Raw genomic sequence first — 17710 nt, 5'->3', positions numbered from 1 at the left:
TCCTCGCTCTGGGGGTGGGACTGGGCGGGGACGGCCGTTACGGAGCGATGCTGCACGCCGTGAATCACTCGCTGACCAAGGCGTGCCTCTTCCTGGTGGCGGGCAACGTGCTCGCCGCCTACCGGACCAAATCGGCGCTCGAAGTCCGCGGCATGGTGCGCGTGATCCCGTGGTCGGGGGTTTTGTGGGTCGCGGGATTTCTCGCCATCACCGGCTCGCCACCTTTCGGAGTGTTTCTCAGCGAGCTGGTGATCCTGAAGGCCGCCCTCGACGGCGGGCATCCGCTGGTGGCCGTGATCTACCTCGCCCTGCTGACCGTGATATTCATCGGCATGCTGGCCATCGTGCTGCGCATGGCCCAGCCGGGCGAGACGCCGGCGCTGCTGCCGCGCCGGACGGGGAAGCGGGAGGAGATCTCGGCCGTGCTCCCGCCCCTGGCTCTCGCGGCCACGGTCCTGGTGCTCGGGATTTACGTGCCGCCCGCGCTGAGCGCCCTGCTGGCACGCGCCGGCGAATCGCTGGAGATGCTGCCGTGAAAGCGCTGCGCAACGGCACCTCGATCGAGGAGCGGGCCCTTCCCGTGCTTCCGCCCGAGGAGTTTCGCCGCGCCGTCCTGCGCGGGGCCGAAGGGGGGAGGATCGTCGCCTTCTTCGGCCGGCCGCTGGGGGAAGGGGTGCGCCTCTATGCGGTGCTGGCGGACGATGCGGCCGGGACGCTCGCCGCCCTGGCGAGCGACGTGGGCGATCGCTTCCTCTCCCTGACGCCTGACTGCCCCCAGGCCCACAACTTCGAGCGTGAGATCTGCGAGCAGCACGGCGTGCACATGGAAGGCCATCCCTGGCTCAAGCCGCTGCGCAGTCACGCGGCGCCCTACTCGTTTTTCCAGGTGGAAGGGGAGGAAATCCACGAGGTCGCCGTGGGCCCGGTGCACGCCGGCCTCATCGATCCCGGACATTTCCGCCTGCAATGCCACGGGGAGAAGGTGCTCAGCCTGGAGATTCATCTCGGCTACCAGCATCGCGGCGTCGAGGAGGCGCTGGAGAACGGGCCGGACAAGCGCGCGGCGCTGCTGGCCGAGTGCGCTGCGGGCGACACGACGATCGGCCACGCGCTGGCGTACGCGCTGGCGGTGGAGGCCCTCTCCGGCAGCATCGCACCGCCGCGGGCGCAGGCGATCCGCGCCATTGCCCTGGAGCTGGAGCGCGTCGCGAATCACGTGGGGGATCTGGGCGCGCTGGGAGCCGACATCGGGTTTCTTCCCACTGCCGCCTGGTTCGGCCGTCTGCGCGGCGAGTTCCTCAACCTGCTGGCGACCCTGAGCGGCAATCGCTACGGCAGGGGACTGATTCGCCCGGGCGGCGTGCTATGCGATGTTCCGGCGCAGCTCGCCGACGATGCCACGCGGCGTCTGAGCCGGGCGCGCGACGAGCTGCGGCAAGTGGCCGGATTGTTCTTCGAGACCTCCTCGGTGCGCTCCCGGATCGAGGGGACCGGCGTACTGACGCGCCAGGAGTGCAATGCGCTGGCGCTGTTGGGACCGGCGGCCAGGGCCTGCGGCACGCCGCGCGACGTGCGGCGTGACCACCCGCCCCCCGGCGCGTCGGCGCCGCCCATCCCGGTGGCCATAGCGATGACCGGCGACGTCTTCGCCCGCTCCCACGTGCGCTGGATGGAGACCCAGCACTCGCTGGAGTACTTGATCGAGGGCTTTCGCGCCTTGCCTGCCGGGGCGATTCGCGCGGCGTGCGGTCCGCCGGCTCCGGGGCGCCTCGCCGTCTCGCTGGTGGAGGGGTGGCGCGGCGAGATCGCGCATGTCGCTCTCACCGGCGAGGACGGGCGCTTCGCCCGCTACAAAATCAAGGATCCCTCGTTTCAGAACTGGACCGCCCTGACGCTCGCCATGCGCGGCACGCAGATCAGCGATTTTCCGTTGTGCAACAAGAGCTTCAACCTCTCCTACGCGGGGCACGACCTGTGAGCCTGCCCACCATCCGCTGGCACCAGGGGCACCGCACCATGAGGTTTCCCGACAAGCGGATGGCGATGCCGGAAAACGTCCGCGGGCGTCCGGTGATCGACACGGGCCGCTGCCCCGACGGCTGCCGGGCCTGTGCCGACGCCTGCCCGACAGATGCGATCCTCGTCGATGGGGGCCCCGGCTCCGCCCGCATCGATCTGGGACGATGCGTCTTCTGCCGGGACTGCGTGGAAGGCTGTCCGGAGGGCGCCATCACCTACGGTCGCGACCACCGCATGGCGTCGCGCACCCGGGAGGATCTGGCGCTCTCCGAGGGCGTGAAGCTCGCCGCCGCGCTGGAGCGCAAGATGCTGAAGCTTCTCGGGCGCTCTCTCAAGCTGCGCCACGTCTCGGCTGGCGACTGCAGCGCCTGCACGGCCGAGCTTCAGGCGCTCGGCAACGTGGTGTTCGATCTCGCCCGATTCGGAGTCCAGTTCGTCGCCTCCCCCCGCCACGCCGATGGCCTGGTGGTCACGGGACCGGTCACGCAGAACATGCGGCTGGCCCTCGAGAAGACCTGGAAGGCAGTCGCGTCGCCTCGCCTCGTCATCGCGGTCGGGGCGTGCGCCATCAGCGGAGGTCCCTTCCGCGGCCTCTCCGCGGTGCACGACGGGGTCGAGAGCGTCGTGCCGGTGGACCTGTTCGTGCCCGGCTGCCCGCCGCACCCCCTGACGCTCCTCGACGGACTCCTGCGCCTGCTCGGACGCATCGAAGACAGCCCCCGCTGAGATGAGAAACCTGAAGTGACCGCCCTCGACAAAGAAACCTGGCTCAACTCCCCTTCCAGGATGCGCAGAAGATGGCGGTCTTCATCGGCGTGCCGCTGCTGGGCTACCTTATATATCCTGCGCCGCGGCGCCCTGGATTGGGGCTAATGCGATGGGCTCGGAGCCGCGCGAGGTCGAAAAAGTCCGGGAGCGCTTGCCCCTGCCGCTGAACCTCGCCCACTTCCTGCCGACCGGCTCGATCGCGCCGTGATCGTCGCCTACAACATGAGCGAGTGGCGTGCCTTCCTGAAGCTGTTCCGCAGCCCCCGCGGCGATGTCCTGGTCCTGATGTCCACCTTCCTGCTGACCGTCTTGATCGATCTCACCGTGGCGATTCAGGTGGGCGTCATCCTGGCCTCTTTCCTCTTCCTGAAGCGGATGTCGGAGGAGACGCGGGTGAGCGTCATCACCGAGAACCTGGGAGATCACGAGGAAGAGGAGACGCGCGACATCTCGCGCCTTGAGGTTCCTCCCGAGGTCGAGGTCTTCGAGATCTACGGCTCGCTCTTCTTCGGCGCCATGGATCGGTTCCGCGACGCCATTCGCCGGATCGAGAAGCGCCCCAAGGCGCTCATCCTGAGGATGCGGCACGTCCCCTCAGTCGACGCCACCGGGCTGCAGAGCATGGAAGAGCTGCTGCACGATTGTCGCCGCCACCACGTCGCCCTGGTCCTGTCGGCGGTTTCCCCCAGGACGCTGGAAACCATGCGGCGCGCCGGCTTCGTCGAGCGGCTGGGAGAGGAGAACCTGGCGCCCGACATCTTCAAGGCCCTGGAGCGCGTCCAGTCGCTGCTTGCCGGAGACCCCTCGGAAGGCGGTATTGCAGGGCCCCGCGAGTTTTCGACGGGGTCAAGCCACTGAGGGAAAATCCTGCTGGACTACCAGTCCGTAGGTCCGAATCGTTCCTTGGAGCCATCGAGCTTCACGAGTTCGACGAAGACGGCGTGGGCTCCCTTCAGGCTGCCCGCGTTGTAGGAGCTGGTGTATCTGCCGCCGCGCCCGGAGGTCCCTTCCTTGGCGGCGATCAGCGCATCATTGAGCTTCCACTCCGCTCCGTTGTTCTTCACGACGATGAGGTTGAAGCCGGCAGTCACGAGCTCGACGCTGGTTTCCCAGTCGACGGTGACCGCTCCGCGCATTTTGCTCGTCCCGATCATGGTGACCTTGTCGGTCACGGGCGTGATCGAAGAAGCCGGGATGGGGGTTGAGTTGAACGACACTTCAGGGCTGATCACCATCTCGCCGAGAAGGGTGTCGGCCGGCGGATTGATCGAAAGATGGTTGCTGTCCAGCCCGATGGCCATGGCGAGAAAGATGCAGTCGGAGGCGCCCGCGACCGCCGGAACGAAGATCGAGGTGCTGGTGACTTCGGTGCCGGGGATGATGAAAGGATCCAGGGCGCCGTTCACGGTGCCGCCATGGATACCATCTTCTCCGGCATCCAGAAGGCCGTTCAGGTTGGCGTCCTCGACGCTGTAGACCCGCCAGTTCGGGACCACGGTCAGCGTCCCGGAGGCTGGCGGTGCCGGGTAAATCCATACCCGGGGATCGATACTCTCGGGTGCCACCGGCGTGCATGCCCCGTGCCGGTACATCAGAACGCGTCCGATATACAGGTTCCGGGGACAGTTGCTGGCTTTGTCCTCCGCAATGAGGCAGTCATCCAGGAGCGGGATGGCGGAGGTCGAGCCGATCGACACCTGGACATTGGTGCCCCCGGAGGCCGGGCTCGCGCCGGTGATTGCCGGAACGGGAATCGGCGTGCAATTCACGGGAGAGGTGAGAAACGAGAGCGCGTCGGCGCCGCAAGGATCGCCGTCGACGGCGGGTGCGCCGGCATTGTCCAGGATGTGTGTCAGAAAGTACTCGTTGAAATCGACCGAAAGGAGGGCCATTCTCGCGACGTTTGGCACTGCCGGATCCACGCCGGTGATAACGAAATCCAGAACCCCAAGGTTGGCGGAACCGTTGCAGCCCGATGAATTCTCGGGGATGTTGGTGATGCAGCCGTCCCAGCGGGGGTCGTAGAAATCGGCATCGGCCAGATAAGACCCGTTTCCCGGGCCTCCGTTCGGGCCGTCCAGGAACATGTTGTCCCCGATGGTCTGGTTGGGACCGCTATCGTGGCCGGAAGCCTGATTCCCGGAATTCGCCTGATCGAACGCCCCGATGATTCGTTGAACCGCCCGGCCATGAAACCAGCCAAAGCCGACAGCGTTGGGACCGCATTGCTCGAAAGAGCTGGATAACCCGTGGAAGGGGGTGACGATGATCGGGCAGGTGGCAAAGGTCGTTCGAATCGAAAGGGTCATTAACACGAACAGGACACCTACTCGGAACGCCAGCACCTTCTTCGGCTCGCGCATCGGATTCTCCTCCCGGCCCGGATTGTCTCCGAACCCCACTTCGACATCTTTGGGAAATTGAGAATTCAGTATATGCCGATCCCCGGGCGGCCGCCGAGCAAATCGTGGGGAGGCGAGAAGGTGACAACCTCTGATGAGCGAGCAAGATAAGCCCTGCGTTCGTTGACAGGCGGCGCTTCCCGATGTTAATCTCCGCCGGTTCTTTAGCCCCATCTGCGACTTCCACGCCTTCGTGGCCATCACGGGGAGCGCCCTCCCGGTGTCCGACCACTTCTTCCCGATCCTCGTGCAGGCCACCATCGCGGTCGCGATGGCCGGCGGGATGATCCTTCTTTCGTGGCTGCTGGGACGGCGCGCCTCGAAGCGCGGGCACACCGATCTGACCCCCTACGAGTGCGGGCTGCCCCCCTTCCAGGATGCGCAGAGCAATCGCTTCTCGGTGAAGTTCTACCTGGTGGCGATGCTCTTCATCCTGTTCGACATCGAAGCGGCCTACCTTTTCCCGTGGGCCACCGTCTTCCGCCAGCTTGGCGAGCCCGCCTTCTACGAGATGGCGGTCTTCATCGGCGTGCTGCTGCTGGGCTACCTCTACATCCTGCGCCGCGGCGCTTTGGACTGGGACTGAGGCGATGGGCTCGGAGCCGCGCGAGGTCGAAAAAGTCCGGGAGCGCTTCGGCGAGGCCCTTCAGGAAGTCGTCTACTTCCGCGGCGAGGACACGCTGGTCGTCGATGCCGCAAAGATCGTCGATATCTGCCGCTTTCTGAAGGAAGACCCGGAGATGGGGTTCGACTTCCTGGTCGATATCACCGGGATCCACTACCTGGAGCGGGTCTACAGCTACGAGGTCGTCTATCACCTTCTCTCGCTGCCGCGCCGCCGGCGGCTGCGGCTGCGCACGCGACTGGGCGAGGAGGGGAAGATCGCCAGCGTCACCGGCGTCTGGCGCGGCGCCGACTGGCACGAGCGCGAGGCTTTCGACCTGGTCGGCATCCGCTTCGACAACCATCCCGATCTGCGGCGCATCCTGATGCCCGACGACTTCGACGGGCACCCCTTGCGCAAAGACTTCCCGCTGGAGGCCTGAGTCGGGCGATGCACGAGATCGAGCCGCAGCCGAGACCCCCGGATCCCCTCTCTCCCGAGACGGTCACCATCAACATGGGGCCGCAGCACCCCAGCACGCATGGCGTCCTGCGGCTGGTGGTGGAGCTGGACGGGGAGGTGGTGCGCCGCGTCATCCCGCACGTCGGCTACCTGCATCGCGGCATGGAGAAGATCGCCGAGAGCATGACCTACCACCAGTTCATCCCCTATACCGATCGGCTCGACTACCTGGCGCCGCTGTCGAACAACGTCGGGTTCGTCCTGGCGGTGGAGAAGCTGATCGGGCTGGAGGTGCCGCCGCGCTGCCGCGCCATCCGCGTCCTGTGCTGCGAGATCGCCCGCATCTCGGCGCACCTGCTGTGGCTGGGGACCGGGGCGCTGGACCTGGGCGCCGCCACCGTCTTCTTCCACACCTTCCGCGAGCGCGAGACGCTGTACAACTTCATCGAGATGATCACCGGCACGCGGCTGACCACCAGCTACCCGCGCGTCGGGGGCCTGGCGCGCGACATCCCGCCGGCGCTGCTGCCGCAGTTGCACGACTTCCTGAAGTCCTTCCCGGCGACGATCAAGGAATACGAGGACCTGCTGACGCGCAACAACATCTGGCTGAAGCGCACCGAGAACATCGGCAAGATCTCCGCGACCGACGCCATCGCGCTGGGCCTTTCCGGCCCCAACCTGCGCGCCTCGGGGGTGGAATACGACGTGCGCAAGGCGTTCCCCTATTCCGGCTACGAGCAGTACAGCTTCGAGGTGCCGATCGGCACGACGGGGGATTGCTACGACCGCTACCTGGTGCGCATCGAGGAGATGCGCCAGAGCGTCCGCATCCTGGAGCAGGTGGTGGCCAGCATGCCCTCCGGCCCGGTCAACGCCGACGATCCCAAGGTGGTCCTTCCGACCAAGCGCAAGGTCCTCACCAGCATGGAGGAGCTGATCCACCAGTTCATCATCGTCACCGAAGGGTTTCCGGCTCCGGCCGGCGAGGTCTATCAGGCCATCGAAGCCCCCAAAGGAGAGCTGGGCTTCTACATCAAGAGCGAAAAGGGGAAATCTCCCTACCGGATGAAGATCCGCTCTCCATCGTTCGTCAGCCTGCAGGCCATCCCGGAGATGGCGAAGGGGATGATGATCTCGGATCTGGTGGCGATCGTGGCCAGCCTCGATCCCGTCATGGGGGAGGTGGACCGGTGACGCCCAGCAAGGAAGTGCTCGCCAAGATTGACGCGGCGATCGCCGAGTACCCGCATCCCGAATCGGCGCTGCTGGCGATCCTGCACCTCATTCAGCAGGACCAGGGCTACCTCAGCGAAGAAGCCCAGGTCTGGGCGGCCGAGAAGCTCTCCGTGCCGGTGGCGCACGTCGCCGGCGTGGTGACCTTCTACACCATGTTCCGCCTGACCCCGCCGGGCCGCCATCACCTGCAGGTCTGCAAGACGCTGTCTTGCCGGCTGCGCGGCTGCGAGGAGATCCTGCAGCATCTCGACAAGAAGCATGGAATCAAGGAAGGGCAGGTGACGCCCGACGGCCGCTTCTCGCTCGTCCGGGTGGAGTGCCTCGGCTCGTGCGGCACCGCGCCGATGATGCAGGTCAACGACGATTTCCACGAGAACCTGACCCTGGAGAGGGTCGACGCCTTGCTGGCGGGAATGAAATGAGCCCCGAAGCCTACCGCCCGCTGCTGCTCAAGAACATCCACCGTCCCGACTCCGCCAGTCTCGCGGCCTATCGCGAGTCGGGCGGCTATCGCGCGCTGGAGCGGGCGCTGAAGGAGATGACTCCCGAGCAGGTCATCGAAGAAGTGAAGGCTTCCGGACTTCGCGGGCGCGGCGGCGCGGGATTTCCGACGGGGATGAAGTGGAGCTTCATGCCGAAAGGGCCGGGCGAGAAGTACCTGGTCCTCAATGCCGACGAAAGCGAGCCGGGAACCTTCAAGGATCGCCTTCTGATGGAGCGGGATCCGCACCTGGTCCTGGAGGGTTTTCTCATCGGCTGCTACGCGGTCGGGTGCCGGCACGGCTACATCTATATACGGGGGGAGTTCGTCTATCCCTACCGGATCCTGATGAAGGCGATCGAGGAGGCGCGGGCCGCCGGCTTCATCGGCAAGAACCTCTTCGGGAGCGGCTATGACTGCGAGATCACCGTCTACCGCGGCGCGGGGGCCTACATCTGCGGCGAGGAGACGGCGCTGCTCGAATCGCTCGAAGGCAAGCGCGGCATGCCGCGCCTCAAGCCGCCGTTCCCGGCGCAGGTGGGGCTCTACGGCAAGCCGACCTCGGTGAACAACGTCGAGACGGTGGCCAACGTCCCGATGATCGTGGAGATGGGGTCGAGCTGGTACGCCGCCATCGGCCGCCCCAAGAACTCCGGGCCGAAGCTCTATTGCCTGTCGGGGCATGTCCGCAAGCCGGGAGTCTACGAGTTTCCGTTGGGCGTGCCGCTGAAGGAGCTGATCTACGAGCATGGCGGCGGCATGCTGCGCGACCTGCCGCTCAAGGCGGTGATCCCGGGCGGTTCGTCGGTGCCGATCCTGACGGCCGACAAGGTCGACGTCCTGATGGATTTCGATTCGCTGGCCGCCGCCGGGACGATGCTCGGCTCGGCCGGCGTCATCGTCATGGACGACTCCGTCTGCATCGTCGACGCGCTGCTGAATCTGGCGCGCTTCTACGCCCACGAGTCGTGCGGCCAGTGCACCCCCTGCCGCGAAGGGACCGGCTGGTACGTCCAGATTCTCGAGCGCCTGGAGCGCGGCGAGGGGAAATCCTCCGACCTGGATCTGCTGGTGGACCTGAGCGATCGGATCCAGGGGAACACCATCTGCCCGCTGGGCGACGCCGTGGCGATGCCGGTGCGCAGCTACGTCAAGACGTTCCGCGACGAGTTCCAGTACCACGTCGACAACAAGCGGTGCCTGGCGAAGCCGTCGCCGGTCCTGGTGTAAAGGAAAGCATGCCCGATCAGCCCCAGCCCACCGATCAGGTCACGCTCAACATCGACGGCCAGGAGGTCACCGTCCCGCCCGGGACGAACCTGATCGAGGCGGCGCGCAAGCTTGGCGTCGAGATCCCGCACTTCTGCTACCACCCGCGCCTGTCGATCGCCGGCAACTGCCGGATGTGCCTCGTCGACATCGAAAAGGTCCCGAAGAACCAGATTGCCTGCTCCACCAAGGTCGCCCCCGGGATGATCGTGCGCACCCGCAGCGAGAAGGCGATAAAAGCCCGCGAGGGGGTGATGGAGTTCCTGCTCATCAACCATCCGCTCGACTGCCCCATCTGCGATCAGGCCGGGGAGTGCGTCCTGCAGGACTACTCCTTCCGCTTCGGCACCGGCGGCAGCCGCTTCGAGGGGGAGAAGGTCCACGGCGAGAAGGGGGTGCTGCTGGGACCGCACATCGTCTTCGACGCCGAGCGCTGCATCAAGTGCACCCGCTGCATCCGCTTCTGCGACGAGGTGACCCACACCAGCGAGCTGGGATATTTCAACCGCGGCGATCATTCGATCATCGGCACCTTCCCCGGACGCAGCCTCGACAACCTTTATTCCGGCTGCACGGCAGACATCTGCCCGGTGGGCGCCCTGACGGTGAAGGAGTTCCGCTTCAAAAAGCGCGTCTGGTTCCTCAAGAACACCGCGTCGATCTGCGCCGGCTGCGCCCGCGGCTGCAACGTCAACCTCGGGATCGACGAGAACCGCATCTGGCGGATGAAGCCGCGCGAAAACGACGCGGTGAACGGCAGCTGGATGTGCGACGAGGGGAGATTCTCCTACCAGCGCTACCAGGTGGACGATCGCCTGATGCGCGCCGTCTCCGCCGCGGAGGAGGCGGCCGGAGGAGGACGCGACCTCCAGGCCGAGTCGGCCTGGGAGCAGGCGGCGGCGCGGCTCGCCGAGATCGCCCGCCAGCACGGCGGCGCCGCCGTCGCCGCGATCACCTCGGGCCATGCCACCGTCGAGGAGCAGCACGCCCTGCGCGAGCTGATCCAGCGCGTCGGGGGGACCCGCATCGCGCTGCCGGTGCACGAGCACGGCGAGGACGACGACCTTCTCCTGCGCAAGGACAAGACGGCCAACTCCGCCGGCGCCCGCCTCGTCGGGGGCGCCAACATCAAGCTCGAGGATCTGATCGCGGCGGTGGAGACGGGCAAGATCCGCGCCCTGGTGGTCCTGCGGGAAGATGTCCTCGAGGGACTCGGAGAGCGCGGGAAGAAGATGCGCGAGGCGCTCGATTTCCTGCTGGTTCTGGATTGGCGTGCCACGCGCACCGCGCAGGCGGCGGATCTGGCGCTGCCGGTGACCGCCTACGGCGAGCAGGACGGCAGCCTGGTCAACTTCCAGGGGAGGATGCAGCTGCTGCGCCCCGGTCTGCGCCCGCCGGGCGAGGCAGATCCCGCCTGGAAGCCGTTGTACGAGATCGCCGCGCGTCTCGAGGGCGCGCCGTTCGAGGTCCCGAAGAGCTTCCGCGAGGCGTTCCGCCGGGCGGTGGCGCAGGTCCCCGGCCTTTCCGGCCTGGACACCCCGGCGCTCGGCAAAGCCGGCGTGTCGATCGAGCCGGCGCTCACGGGCCGGGGAGGCCCGTCAATAGAAGGCCGGAGCTAGGAGAAACGGTGGATTCCGAGACGATGGCCTTCCTGGTCGAGTCGGTGGCGAAGGTCGCCTTCGTCATCGCGCTCGTCATGGGGGCGGTCACCTATATGACCTGGGTGGAGCGGCGCGTCGCCGGCATCATCCAGGATCGCCTCGGGCCCAACCGCGTCGGCCCCGCCGGGCTGCTCCAGCCGATTGCCGACGGGATCAAGTTCCTCTTCAAGGAGGACGTCGTCCCGCCGCACGTCTACAAGCCTTTCTACATCCTGGCGCCGATGCTGATCTTCATCCCGTCGCTTCTCGGCTCGGCGGTGATCCCCTTCGGCAACAAGATCCACCTCTTCGGCCGCGATATCGACCTGCGCGTCACCGACCTGAATGTCGGCATCCTGTTCATCTTCGCCATGTCGGCGATGGGGGTCTACGGCATCGCGCTGGCAGGGTGGTCTTCCAACAACAAGTACTCGCTGATGGGCGGATTGCGCTCCTCGGCGCAGCTGATCAGCTACGAGCTGGCGATGGGGCTGTCGGTGATCGGCGTCCTGATGGCCACCGGCTCGCTGCGTCTGAGCGACGTGGTGGAGGCGCAGTCGGGCTTCCACTGGAACGCCTTCTTCCAGCCGCTCGGTTGCCTCATCTTCATGGTGGCCGCCTTCGCCGAGACCAACCGCGCGCCGTTCGATCTCCCCGAATGCGAGTCGGAGCTGGTGGCCGGGTACCACACCGAGTACTCCAGCATGAAATTCGCGATGTTCATGATGGCCGAGTACGCCAACATGATCACCGCCTCGGCGTTGATGGTGACGCTCTATTTCGGCGGCTGGCAGGTGCCGGGGCTGGCGGGGGCAGGCTTTCCCGCCTGGACCGTCTCCGTGCTCCAGGTCCTCGCGTTCCTCCTGAAGACCTCCTTCTTCCTGTTCCTCTTCGTCTGGGTCCGCTGGACGCTGCCCCGCTTCCGGTTCGACCAGCTCATGGACCTGGGCTGGAAAGGGCTGTTCCCCCTGGCGCTGTTCCAGATCTTCGTCACCGCCTATGCCATCCTGAAGGGGTGGCTGTGAGCGTGCAGATGCTCCTGGTCAACGTGATCGCGTTCCTGGCGATCTTCTCGGCGCTGATGGTGGTGTTCCATCGCAACCCGATGGTCAGCGTCGTCTTCCTGATCGTGAACCTGGTCTGCATCGCGCTCTTCTTCCTGATCCTGCAGGGGCAGTTCCTGTTCGTCATCCAGATCATCGTCTACGCCGGCGCCATCATGGTGCTGTTCGTCTTCGTGGTGATGCTGCTGAATCTGCGCCAGGAGGAGGTGTCGAAGCCGACCTGGAAGATCCAGCGGACCCTCGCCTTCGTGGGCGGGCCGCTGTTGGTGGCGGTGCTCTGGCGGGCGCTGTGGCGGCGCAGCGCACCGGTGGAGACCTTCACCGGGTCCTTCTCGAGCGATTTCGGCGGCGCCGAGGAGATCGGCCGGCTGCTGTTCACCGATTATCTGCTCCAGTTCGAGGCAGCCTCGGTCCTGCTGGTGGTGGCGATGATCGGCGCGGTCATGCTGGCGCGCAGGAAGGAGACATGATCACCTCCTTCCTTCCCCTGGTGGCCGCCGTGCTCTTCACCATCGGCGTGGTGGGCGTCCTGGTGCGCCGCAACGCCATCGTCATCCTGATGTGCATCGAGCTGATGCTCAACGCCGTGAACCTGACCTTCGCGGCCTACGCCTACGAGCTGCGCTCCATGGCGGGCCATATCTTCATCTTCTTCGTGATGACCGTGGCGGCGGCGGAAGCCGCCGTCGGGCTAGGCATCGTCATCGCCGTGTTCCGCAAGCGTCAGAGCGTCGACGTCGACGACGTCAACCTGATGAAGTGGTGAGGCTGCGTTCATCGTGCTGAAAGCCCTCTATCTCATTCCGCTGCTTCCCCTGGCCGGCTTCGTCCTCAACGGCCTGCTGGGACGGCGCCTGTCCAAGCCGGTGGTGGGAATCATCGCCTGCGGAACGGTCCTCGTGGCTTTCTTCCTGTCGCTCGGCGCGGTCATGCAGCTGGGCCATCTCGAATCGGTCACCCCGATCGCGGGACGCCTGGACGTCGACCAGGACGCGAAGCGCGTCACGCTGACGGCAGCCGAGTGGCTGCACGCCGGCCGCGGCAGGCAGGGGGCCGAGTTCTCGATCCCCTGGGGCTTCACGCTGGATCCCCTGTCGGCGGTCATGCTGCTGGTGGTGACCGGAGTCGGCTTCCTGATCCATGTCTACTCTGTCGGCTACATGGCCCACGAGGAAGGTTACTGGCGCTACTTCGCCTATTTGAACCTGTTCATGGCGATGATGCTGACGCTGGTGCTGGGCTCCAGCTTCCCGGTGATGTTCGTGGGGTGGGAAGGGGTGGGGTTGTGCTCGTACCTGCTGATCGGCTTCGACTACCCGAAGGACAGCGCGGCCGATGCGGGGAAGAAGGCCTTCCTGGTGAACCGGGTCGGCGACATGGGATTCGTCCTGGCGATGGCCTGGATCTTCGCCTCGCTGGGGACGCTCGATTTCACCTCGGTGATGGCGCAGGCGTCGCATCTGACGCCGGTGGTGGCGGCGGCTATCGGAGTGTTGCTGTTCTTCGGCGCCTGCGGCAAGAGCGCGCAGATTCCGCTTTATGTCTGGCTCCCCGATGCGATGGCGGGTCCCACGCCGGTGTCCGCCCTGATCCATGCCGCAACGATGGTGACGGCGGGTGTCTACATGGTCTGCCGCTGCTCGGCGATCTACCTGCAGGGGCCGCAGGCTTTGATGGTGGTCGCCACGGTGGGGGCGCTCACGGCGATCTTCGCGGCGAGCATGGCGCTGCGCCAGAACGACATCAAGAAGGTGCTGGCCTATTCCACGGTGAGCCAGCTCGGCTACATGTTCCTGGCGGCGGGCGTCGGCGCGTTCACCGCGGCCATCTTCCATCTGATGACGCATGCCTTCTTCAAGGCGCTCCTCTTCCTGGGCTCCGGCAGCGTCATTCACGCCATGAGCGGTGAGCAGGACCTCAGGAAGATGGGCGGGTTGAAGAAGACGCTGCCCATCACCTTCGCGACATTTTTGGTGGGCACTTTGGCTATCGCCGGCATCCCGCCGCTCTCGGGCTACTTCAGCAAGGACGAGATCCTCTGGAAGGCGTTCGGCGCCGGAAACCCGCTCGGCCTGGGCGGGCCGATCTTCTGGGCCATCGGACTGATCGCCGCCGCCCTGACCACCTTCTATATGTTCCGCCTGGTGTTCCTCTGCTTTTACGGCGAGGGGCGCATGGACCAGGAGACGGCGCACCATCTGCACGAGTCGCCGAAAGTGATGACCATTCCTCTGATCATCCTGGCCCTGCTCTCGGCCGTCGGCGGCCTGGTCGGCATTCCGGCCAGCCTCAGCTTCGGCCGTGACCTCAACGCATTCGAGCGCTTCCTGGCCCCGGTCTTCGAGCCGGCCGGCACGGTGGAGGCCGGGGGCGAGCCCATGAAAGCCGCCGCCGAATCGCATGCCGGGATGGCGCAGCTCGAGTACCTTCTGATGCTCCTCGCTCTGGGTGTCGTGGCGGTGTCCATCTTCACCGCCTATCGTTTCTACCGCGCGCGCCCCGAGATCCCGCAGCGCCTGGCGGCGATGTACCCGCGCCTCGCCGACCTGCTCGCCAACAAGTTCTATGTCGATGAGCTGTACGACCGGATCATCGTGAAGCCCTACTGGTGGAAGTGCAATCTGCTCGCCGCCTTCGACCGGCGCATCGTGGATGGCCTGGTGAATGCCGTCGGCGCCTTCACTGAAGTCTGCTCTCAGCTCTTGAAGCTCTTCCACACCGGCCAGGTGCGGCGCTACGCTCTCTGGTTCATGTTCGGCGTGCTCGCCGTTCTTTGGTATCTGGCATGATGTCGATTCCGGCCGCCCTCGTTCCACTCTCTCCCGTTCTCGCCATGGAGCTCTGGACCGCGGCAGTGCTGCTGCTGGTCTCTCTGTTCAAGCGCTCGGGCAGCGAGGCAGGCTATCTTGCCTTCGGCTGCATCATTTTCGCCGCGATCCCGCTGATGAAGCTGATCCAGGACAACGTGACGGTGACGCTCTTCTCCGGCGCCATGATCGTCGACCGCTTCGCTCTGATCTTCTGGATGCTCTTTCTGGCGACGGCGGGGCTCACGGTCCTCACCTCCATCCCGCTGGTGGAGAAGGACGGCCAGGGGCTGGGGGAGTACCACGTCCTGGTCATGTGCGCCACGATCGGCATGATGCTGATGTCGGCGAGCGAGAACCTCCTCACCTTGTTCCTGGGTCTGGAGATCCTGTCGATCTCTCTCTACGTCCTGGCCGGGTTCACGCGCGACCATGAGAAATCGGTGGAGTCCTCGCTGAAGTATTTTCTCCTCGGGGCCTTCGCCACCTCGTTCCTGCTGTACGGCATCGCGCTGATCTACGGCGTCACCCGCAGCGTCGACCTGCGCGGCGTGACGCGCGCCTTCGCGCTGCCTCCCGACATGCCGATCGACAGCCGCGCCATGCTGGGAATGGGGTTGATCCTGATCGGCCTGGCCTTCAAGTTGGGAGCGGCGCCGTTCCACTTCTGGATCCCCGACGTCTACCAGGGGGCGCCCGCGCCGGTGGCCGGCTTCATGGCGGCGGGCACGAAGGCGGCGGCGCTGGCCATGGTCCTGCGCATCTTCACCGTCGGCTTTCAGGGACCGCAGGCGCAGGCGAGCTGGGTGGCGATGCTCACCGTGCTCGCCATCGCCACCATGACCGCCGGCAACGTCGTGGCCCTGGCGCAGACCAACATCAAGAGGATGCTGGCCTACTCGTCGGTGGCGCACGCCGGCTACCTGCTGGTAGGAGTCGTCGTCACTTCTTCGGTGGCCGATCGCGCCGAGGCCCTCTCCGCCATCCTCTATTACCTGGCCGGCTACACCTTCATGAATCTGGGGGCGTTCGCCATCGCCTCGCTGCTGGGTAAGGACGGGGGGGAAGGGGAGGAGGCCTTCTCGCTGTACAGCTACTCCGGCCTGGCGCGCCGCCGTCCCGTCATCGCGGCGATGATGGCGATCTTCATGCTGTCGCTCACCGGCATCCCGCCGATGGCCGGCTTCCTCGGGAAGTTCTTCCTGTTCCGCGCCGCTGTCGACGGCAAGTTCTACCTGCTGGCGGTCATGGGGCTCCTGAACTCCGTCATCGGCGCCTGCTACTATTTGCGCGTCATCGTCAACATGTATATGAAGGAGCCCAACACCACCACCCCCGGCCCGCCGCTCACCGCCGCTGAGGGGGTGTCGCTGGGCGTCTCCGCCATCGCCACCATCCTCCTGGGCATCCTCCCCGTCTGGTTCCTGAACCTCACCCGCTCGCTGCTGTAGTCACGCAACCGGGACCGGTGGCGCGTCGTAGCAGGGAAATGGCGCGTTCTATCACTGACGGTGCGCGTCGCACGGCCTAGGCTTGGCACACTTCCGATGACCCTCACGCCATCGGGAGATTGGGCCGCGGGGGCGCGAGCCCTGGAAGGGCGCCGACCGCCCTGCCCGGGCTGGACGAGGAAGCGCCTCCGCGGCTCGAAAATCCCGCTTTTCATCTCCAAGTCCCAACAGGCCCACCACCCGCGGGCAAATCCCTCTTTCTGGTAGCATGAGCCGACTCGGGAGAGCCCATGCGGCCGTATGGTCCCAGTTCCCTCACGCGTGTTCCCCTCGTGCTGCTCGATCAGGCTCAAAGTCTGGGCGCCGATCGACGTTCTCTGATGGCCGCAGCCGGCCTGACGGCGGCGGAGCTGAAGGATCCCGACGGCAGGATCCCGTCCGAGAAGGTATGGAAGCTCTGGCACGCCCTGGCGCAGCAAATCCCCGACGAGGCTCTTGGGCTGACATTGATGGAGGGAAAGGGTCCGGCCGCGCCTTTCGGACTGGTGAGCTACTCGCTCTACTACAGCCGAACGCTGAAGCGCGCCCTGCACCGACTCTCCCGCTACAGCTCTATCGTCGCCGAAACCGTCCGCCTCCACGTGGAGACGGACGACGATCAATGCCGCATCGTCCTGGAGTCCGACCCGCATTTCGAGACGCTGCGCCACCCGATCGATCTCCGACTCGCGAACATCGTGGCCCTTCTGCGCCAGCTCTCGGGAAACCCGCTGTCGCCCGTGGAAGTGGAGCTCCCTTATCCGAAGCTGAAGGACGTCTCCCATCATCGTCGCTTCTTCACGGCGCCCCTACGCTTCGGTCAGCCCAAAGCAGCCCTGCGCTATCGCGCCGCGCAGATGGAGATGCCGGTGCTGCAGGCTGACGAGACGCTCGCCGGCTACCTCGACCGGCTGGCCGAGCAGAAGCTGCGCGAGCTGGAGGAGCGGACCTGGACCGGCCGCGTAAGCCGCGCCCTGTGGACCGAGCTCAGCAGCGGCGCGCCTTCGCTGGAGCACATCGCCTCGATCCTGTCGGTCAGCCCCCGAACGCTGCAGCGCTCTCTGAGTGAAGAGGGAACTTCATTCCGCCAGGTCCTGGAGGACCTGCGCCGCCGGATGTCCGGCGCCTTGTTGCATCGCAAAGGAATCGCCGCTTCCGAGGTGGCGTTCCTTCTCGGCTACGCCGATCCAACCTCGTTCCACCACGCCTTCCGCCGCTGGCACCGGACTTCCCCGCGCGCCTACCGCCGCGCCGGCTGACCTGCCGGATTTTCACACGTTCGGTCGACACATCCGGCATGAAGCGTGGCGTCTCGAAGCACAAACTTGACGCATTCCATCACTGATTCCTGGCGCCCCACCTCCTAGACTTGCCACGCTCCTGATTGACCTCCTCTTGCCGAATCGGGAGCCAGGGTCGCGGGGGCGTTATGGGTAGCGGTGGGTCGACGGCTCCTTCCCACCGC

General features: G+C 65.9%; 17 protein-coding genes. 16 read left to right on the top strand and 1 reads right to left on the bottom strand.

The window, feature by feature from the left end; all coding sequences use genetic code 11:
• The 4 genes from VFW45_10305 to VFW45_10290 form a co-directional block, all read left to right on the top strand.
• Positions 1-536 (top strand): proton-conducting transporter membrane subunit (locus VFW45_10305; GenBank protein ID HEU5181177.1); only part of this gene is annotated, 536 nt, incomplete at its 5' end.
• Positions 533-1978, top strand: a complete 1446-nt coding sequence (locus tag VFW45_10300) for a hydrogenase (protein ID HEU5181176.1) — start codon at positions 533-535, stop codon at positions 1976-1978. The genes VFW45_10305 and VFW45_10300, both read left to right, overlap by 4 nt.
• A 59-nt stretch (positions 1979-2037) precedes the next feature.
• On the top strand, positions 2038-2745 hold the full coding sequence (nuoB, locus tag VFW45_10295) for an NADH-quinone oxidoreductase subunit NuoB (GenBank protein ID HEU5181175.1): 708 nt from the start codon (positions 2038-2040) through the stop codon (positions 2743-2745).
• A gap of 246 nt (positions 2746-2991) precedes the next feature.
• Entirely contained in the window at positions 2992-3645 is a 654-nt protein-coding gene (locus VFW45_10290) for an STAS domain-containing protein (protein HEU5181174.1), read from the top strand.
• Positions 3646-3662: 17 nt separating this feature from the next.
• Here the strand turns inward: VFW45_10290 and VFW45_10285 are convergent, their stop codons facing one another.
• A complete protein-coding gene (locus tag VFW45_10285) occupies positions 3663-5150 on the bottom strand; it encodes a hypothetical protein (GenBank protein ID HEU5181173.1) in 1488 nt (495 codons plus the stop codon).
• A 259-nt stretch (positions 5151-5409) separates the two neighbouring features.
• Here VFW45_10285 and ndhC point away from each other — a divergent pair, with 259 nt between their 5' ends.
• From ndhC to VFW45_10225, 12 genes are all read left to right on the top strand, one after another.
• Positions 5410-5775 (top strand): NADH-quinone oxidoreductase subunit A, encoded by a 366-nt coding sequence (gene ndhC / locus VFW45_10280; protein HEU5181172.1) that lies wholly within the window; start codon positions 5410-5412, stop codon positions 5773-5775.
• Between the two features lie 4 nt (positions 5776-5779).
• Positions 5780-6235, top strand: coding sequence for an NADH-quinone oxidoreductase subunit C (locus VFW45_10275; GenBank protein ID HEU5181171.1), 456 nt, complete (start codon positions 5780-5782; stop codon positions 6233-6235).
• An 8-nt stretch (positions 6236-6243) separates the two neighbouring features.
• The gene (nuoD, locus tag VFW45_10270; GenBank protein ID HEU5181170.1) at positions 6244-7452 is read left to right on the top strand and encodes an NADH dehydrogenase (quinone) subunit D; all 1209 of its coding nucleotides are present in this window, start codon (positions 6244-6246) and stop codon (positions 7450-7452) included.
• A complete protein-coding gene (gene nuoE, locus VFW45_10265) occupies positions 7449-7916 on the top strand; it encodes an NADH-quinone oxidoreductase subunit NuoE (protein ID HEU5181169.1) in 468 nt (155 codons plus the stop codon). Before nuoD ends, nuoE begins: the two co-directional genes overlap by 4 nt.
• Positions 7913-9205 (top strand): NADH-quinone oxidoreductase subunit NuoF, encoded by a 1293-nt coding sequence (nuoF, locus tag VFW45_10260; protein ID HEU5181168.1) that lies wholly within the window; start codon positions 7913-7915, stop codon positions 9203-9205. Before nuoE ends, nuoF begins: the two co-directional genes overlap by 4 nt.
• 8 nt (positions 9206-9213) lie before the next feature.
• Positions 9214-10863: a 2Fe-2S iron-sulfur cluster-binding protein gene (locus VFW45_10255; GenBank protein ID HEU5181167.1), complete on the top strand. Its 1650-nt coding sequence runs from the start codon at positions 9214-9216 to the stop codon at positions 10861-10863.
• Between the two features lie 8 nt (positions 10864-10871).
• Positions 10872-11909, top strand: coding sequence for an NADH-quinone oxidoreductase subunit NuoH (nuoH, locus tag VFW45_10250; GenBank protein HEU5181166.1), 1038 nt, complete (start codon positions 10872-10874; stop codon positions 11907-11909).
• Positions 11906-12418 (top strand): NADH-quinone oxidoreductase subunit J, encoded by a 513-nt coding sequence (locus VFW45_10245; GenBank protein ID HEU5181165.1) that lies wholly within the window; start codon positions 11906-11908, stop codon positions 12416-12418. Before nuoH ends, VFW45_10245 begins: the two co-directional genes overlap by 4 nt.
• Positions 12415-12714 (top strand): NADH-quinone oxidoreductase subunit NuoK, encoded by a 300-nt coding sequence (gene nuoK / locus VFW45_10240; GenBank protein ID HEU5181164.1) that lies wholly within the window; start codon positions 12415-12417, stop codon positions 12712-12714. Before VFW45_10245 ends, nuoK begins: the two co-directional genes overlap by 4 nt.
• A gap of 13 nt (positions 12715-12727) precedes the next feature.
• The gene (gene nuoL, locus VFW45_10235; GenBank protein HEU5181163.1) at positions 12728-14737 is read left to right on the top strand and encodes an NADH-quinone oxidoreductase subunit L; all 2010 of its coding nucleotides are present in this window, start codon (positions 12728-12730) and stop codon (positions 14735-14737) included.
• Positions 14734-16206: an NADH-quinone oxidoreductase subunit N gene (locus tag VFW45_10230; protein HEU5181162.1), complete on the top strand. Its 1473-nt coding sequence runs from the start codon at positions 14734-14736 to the stop codon at positions 16204-16206. The genes nuoL and VFW45_10230 overlap by 4 nt, the downstream gene beginning before the upstream one ends.
• A gap of 290 nt (positions 16207-16496) precedes the next feature.
• Positions 16497-17504, top strand: a complete 1008-nt coding sequence (locus tag VFW45_10225; GenBank protein HEU5181161.1) for an AraC family transcriptional regulator — start codon at positions 16497-16499, stop codon at positions 17502-17504.
• Positions 17505-17710: the final 206 nt, after the last annotated feature.

The sequence above is a fragment of the Candidatus Polarisedimenticolia bacterium genome (genome assembly GCA_035764505.1).
Classification (GTDB): domain Bacteria; phylum Acidobacteriota; class Polarisedimenticolia; order Gp22-AA2; family AA152; genus AA152.
Note: the sequence above shows the minus strand (reverse complement) of the source record. Positions and strands in the feature narration are given on the sequence as shown.

Excerpts from the sequence above, each read along its gene's own strand:
- nuoB (HEU5181175.1), top strand. The coding sequence starts at position 2,038 with ATGGCGATGCCGGAAAACGTCCGCGGGCGTCCGGTGATCGACACGGGC.
- VFW45_10285 (HEU5181173.1), bottom strand. The coding sequence starts at position 5,150 with ATGCGCGAGCCGAAGAAGGTGCTGGCGTTCCGAGTAGGTGTCCTGTTC.
- VFW45_10275 (HEU5181171.1), top strand. The coding sequence starts at position 5,780 with ATGGGCTCGGAGCCGCGCGAGGTCGAAAAAGTCCGGGAGCGCTTCGGC.
- nuoD (HEU5181170.1), top strand. The coding sequence starts at position 6,244 with ATGCACGAGATCGAGCCGCAGCCGAGACCCCCGGATCCCCTCTCTCCC.
- nuoF (HEU5181168.1), top strand. The coding sequence starts at position 7,913 with ATGAGCCCCGAAGCCTACCGCCCGCTGCTGCTCAAGAACATCCACCGT.
- VFW45_10255 (HEU5181167.1), top strand. The coding sequence starts at position 9,214 with ATGCCCGATCAGCCCCAGCCCACCGATCAGGTCACGCTCAACATCGAC.
- nuoK (HEU5181164.1), top strand. The coding sequence starts at position 12,415 with ATGATCACCTCCTTCCTTCCCCTGGTGGCCGCCGTGCTCTTCACCATC.
- VFW45_10230 (HEU5181162.1), top strand. The coding sequence starts at position 14,734 with ATGATGTCGATTCCGGCCGCCCTCGTTCCACTCTCTCCCGTTCTCGCC.
- VFW45_10225 (HEU5181161.1), top strand. The coding sequence starts at position 16,497 with ATGCGGCCGTATGGTCCCAGTTCCCTCACGCGTGTTCCCCTCGTGCTG.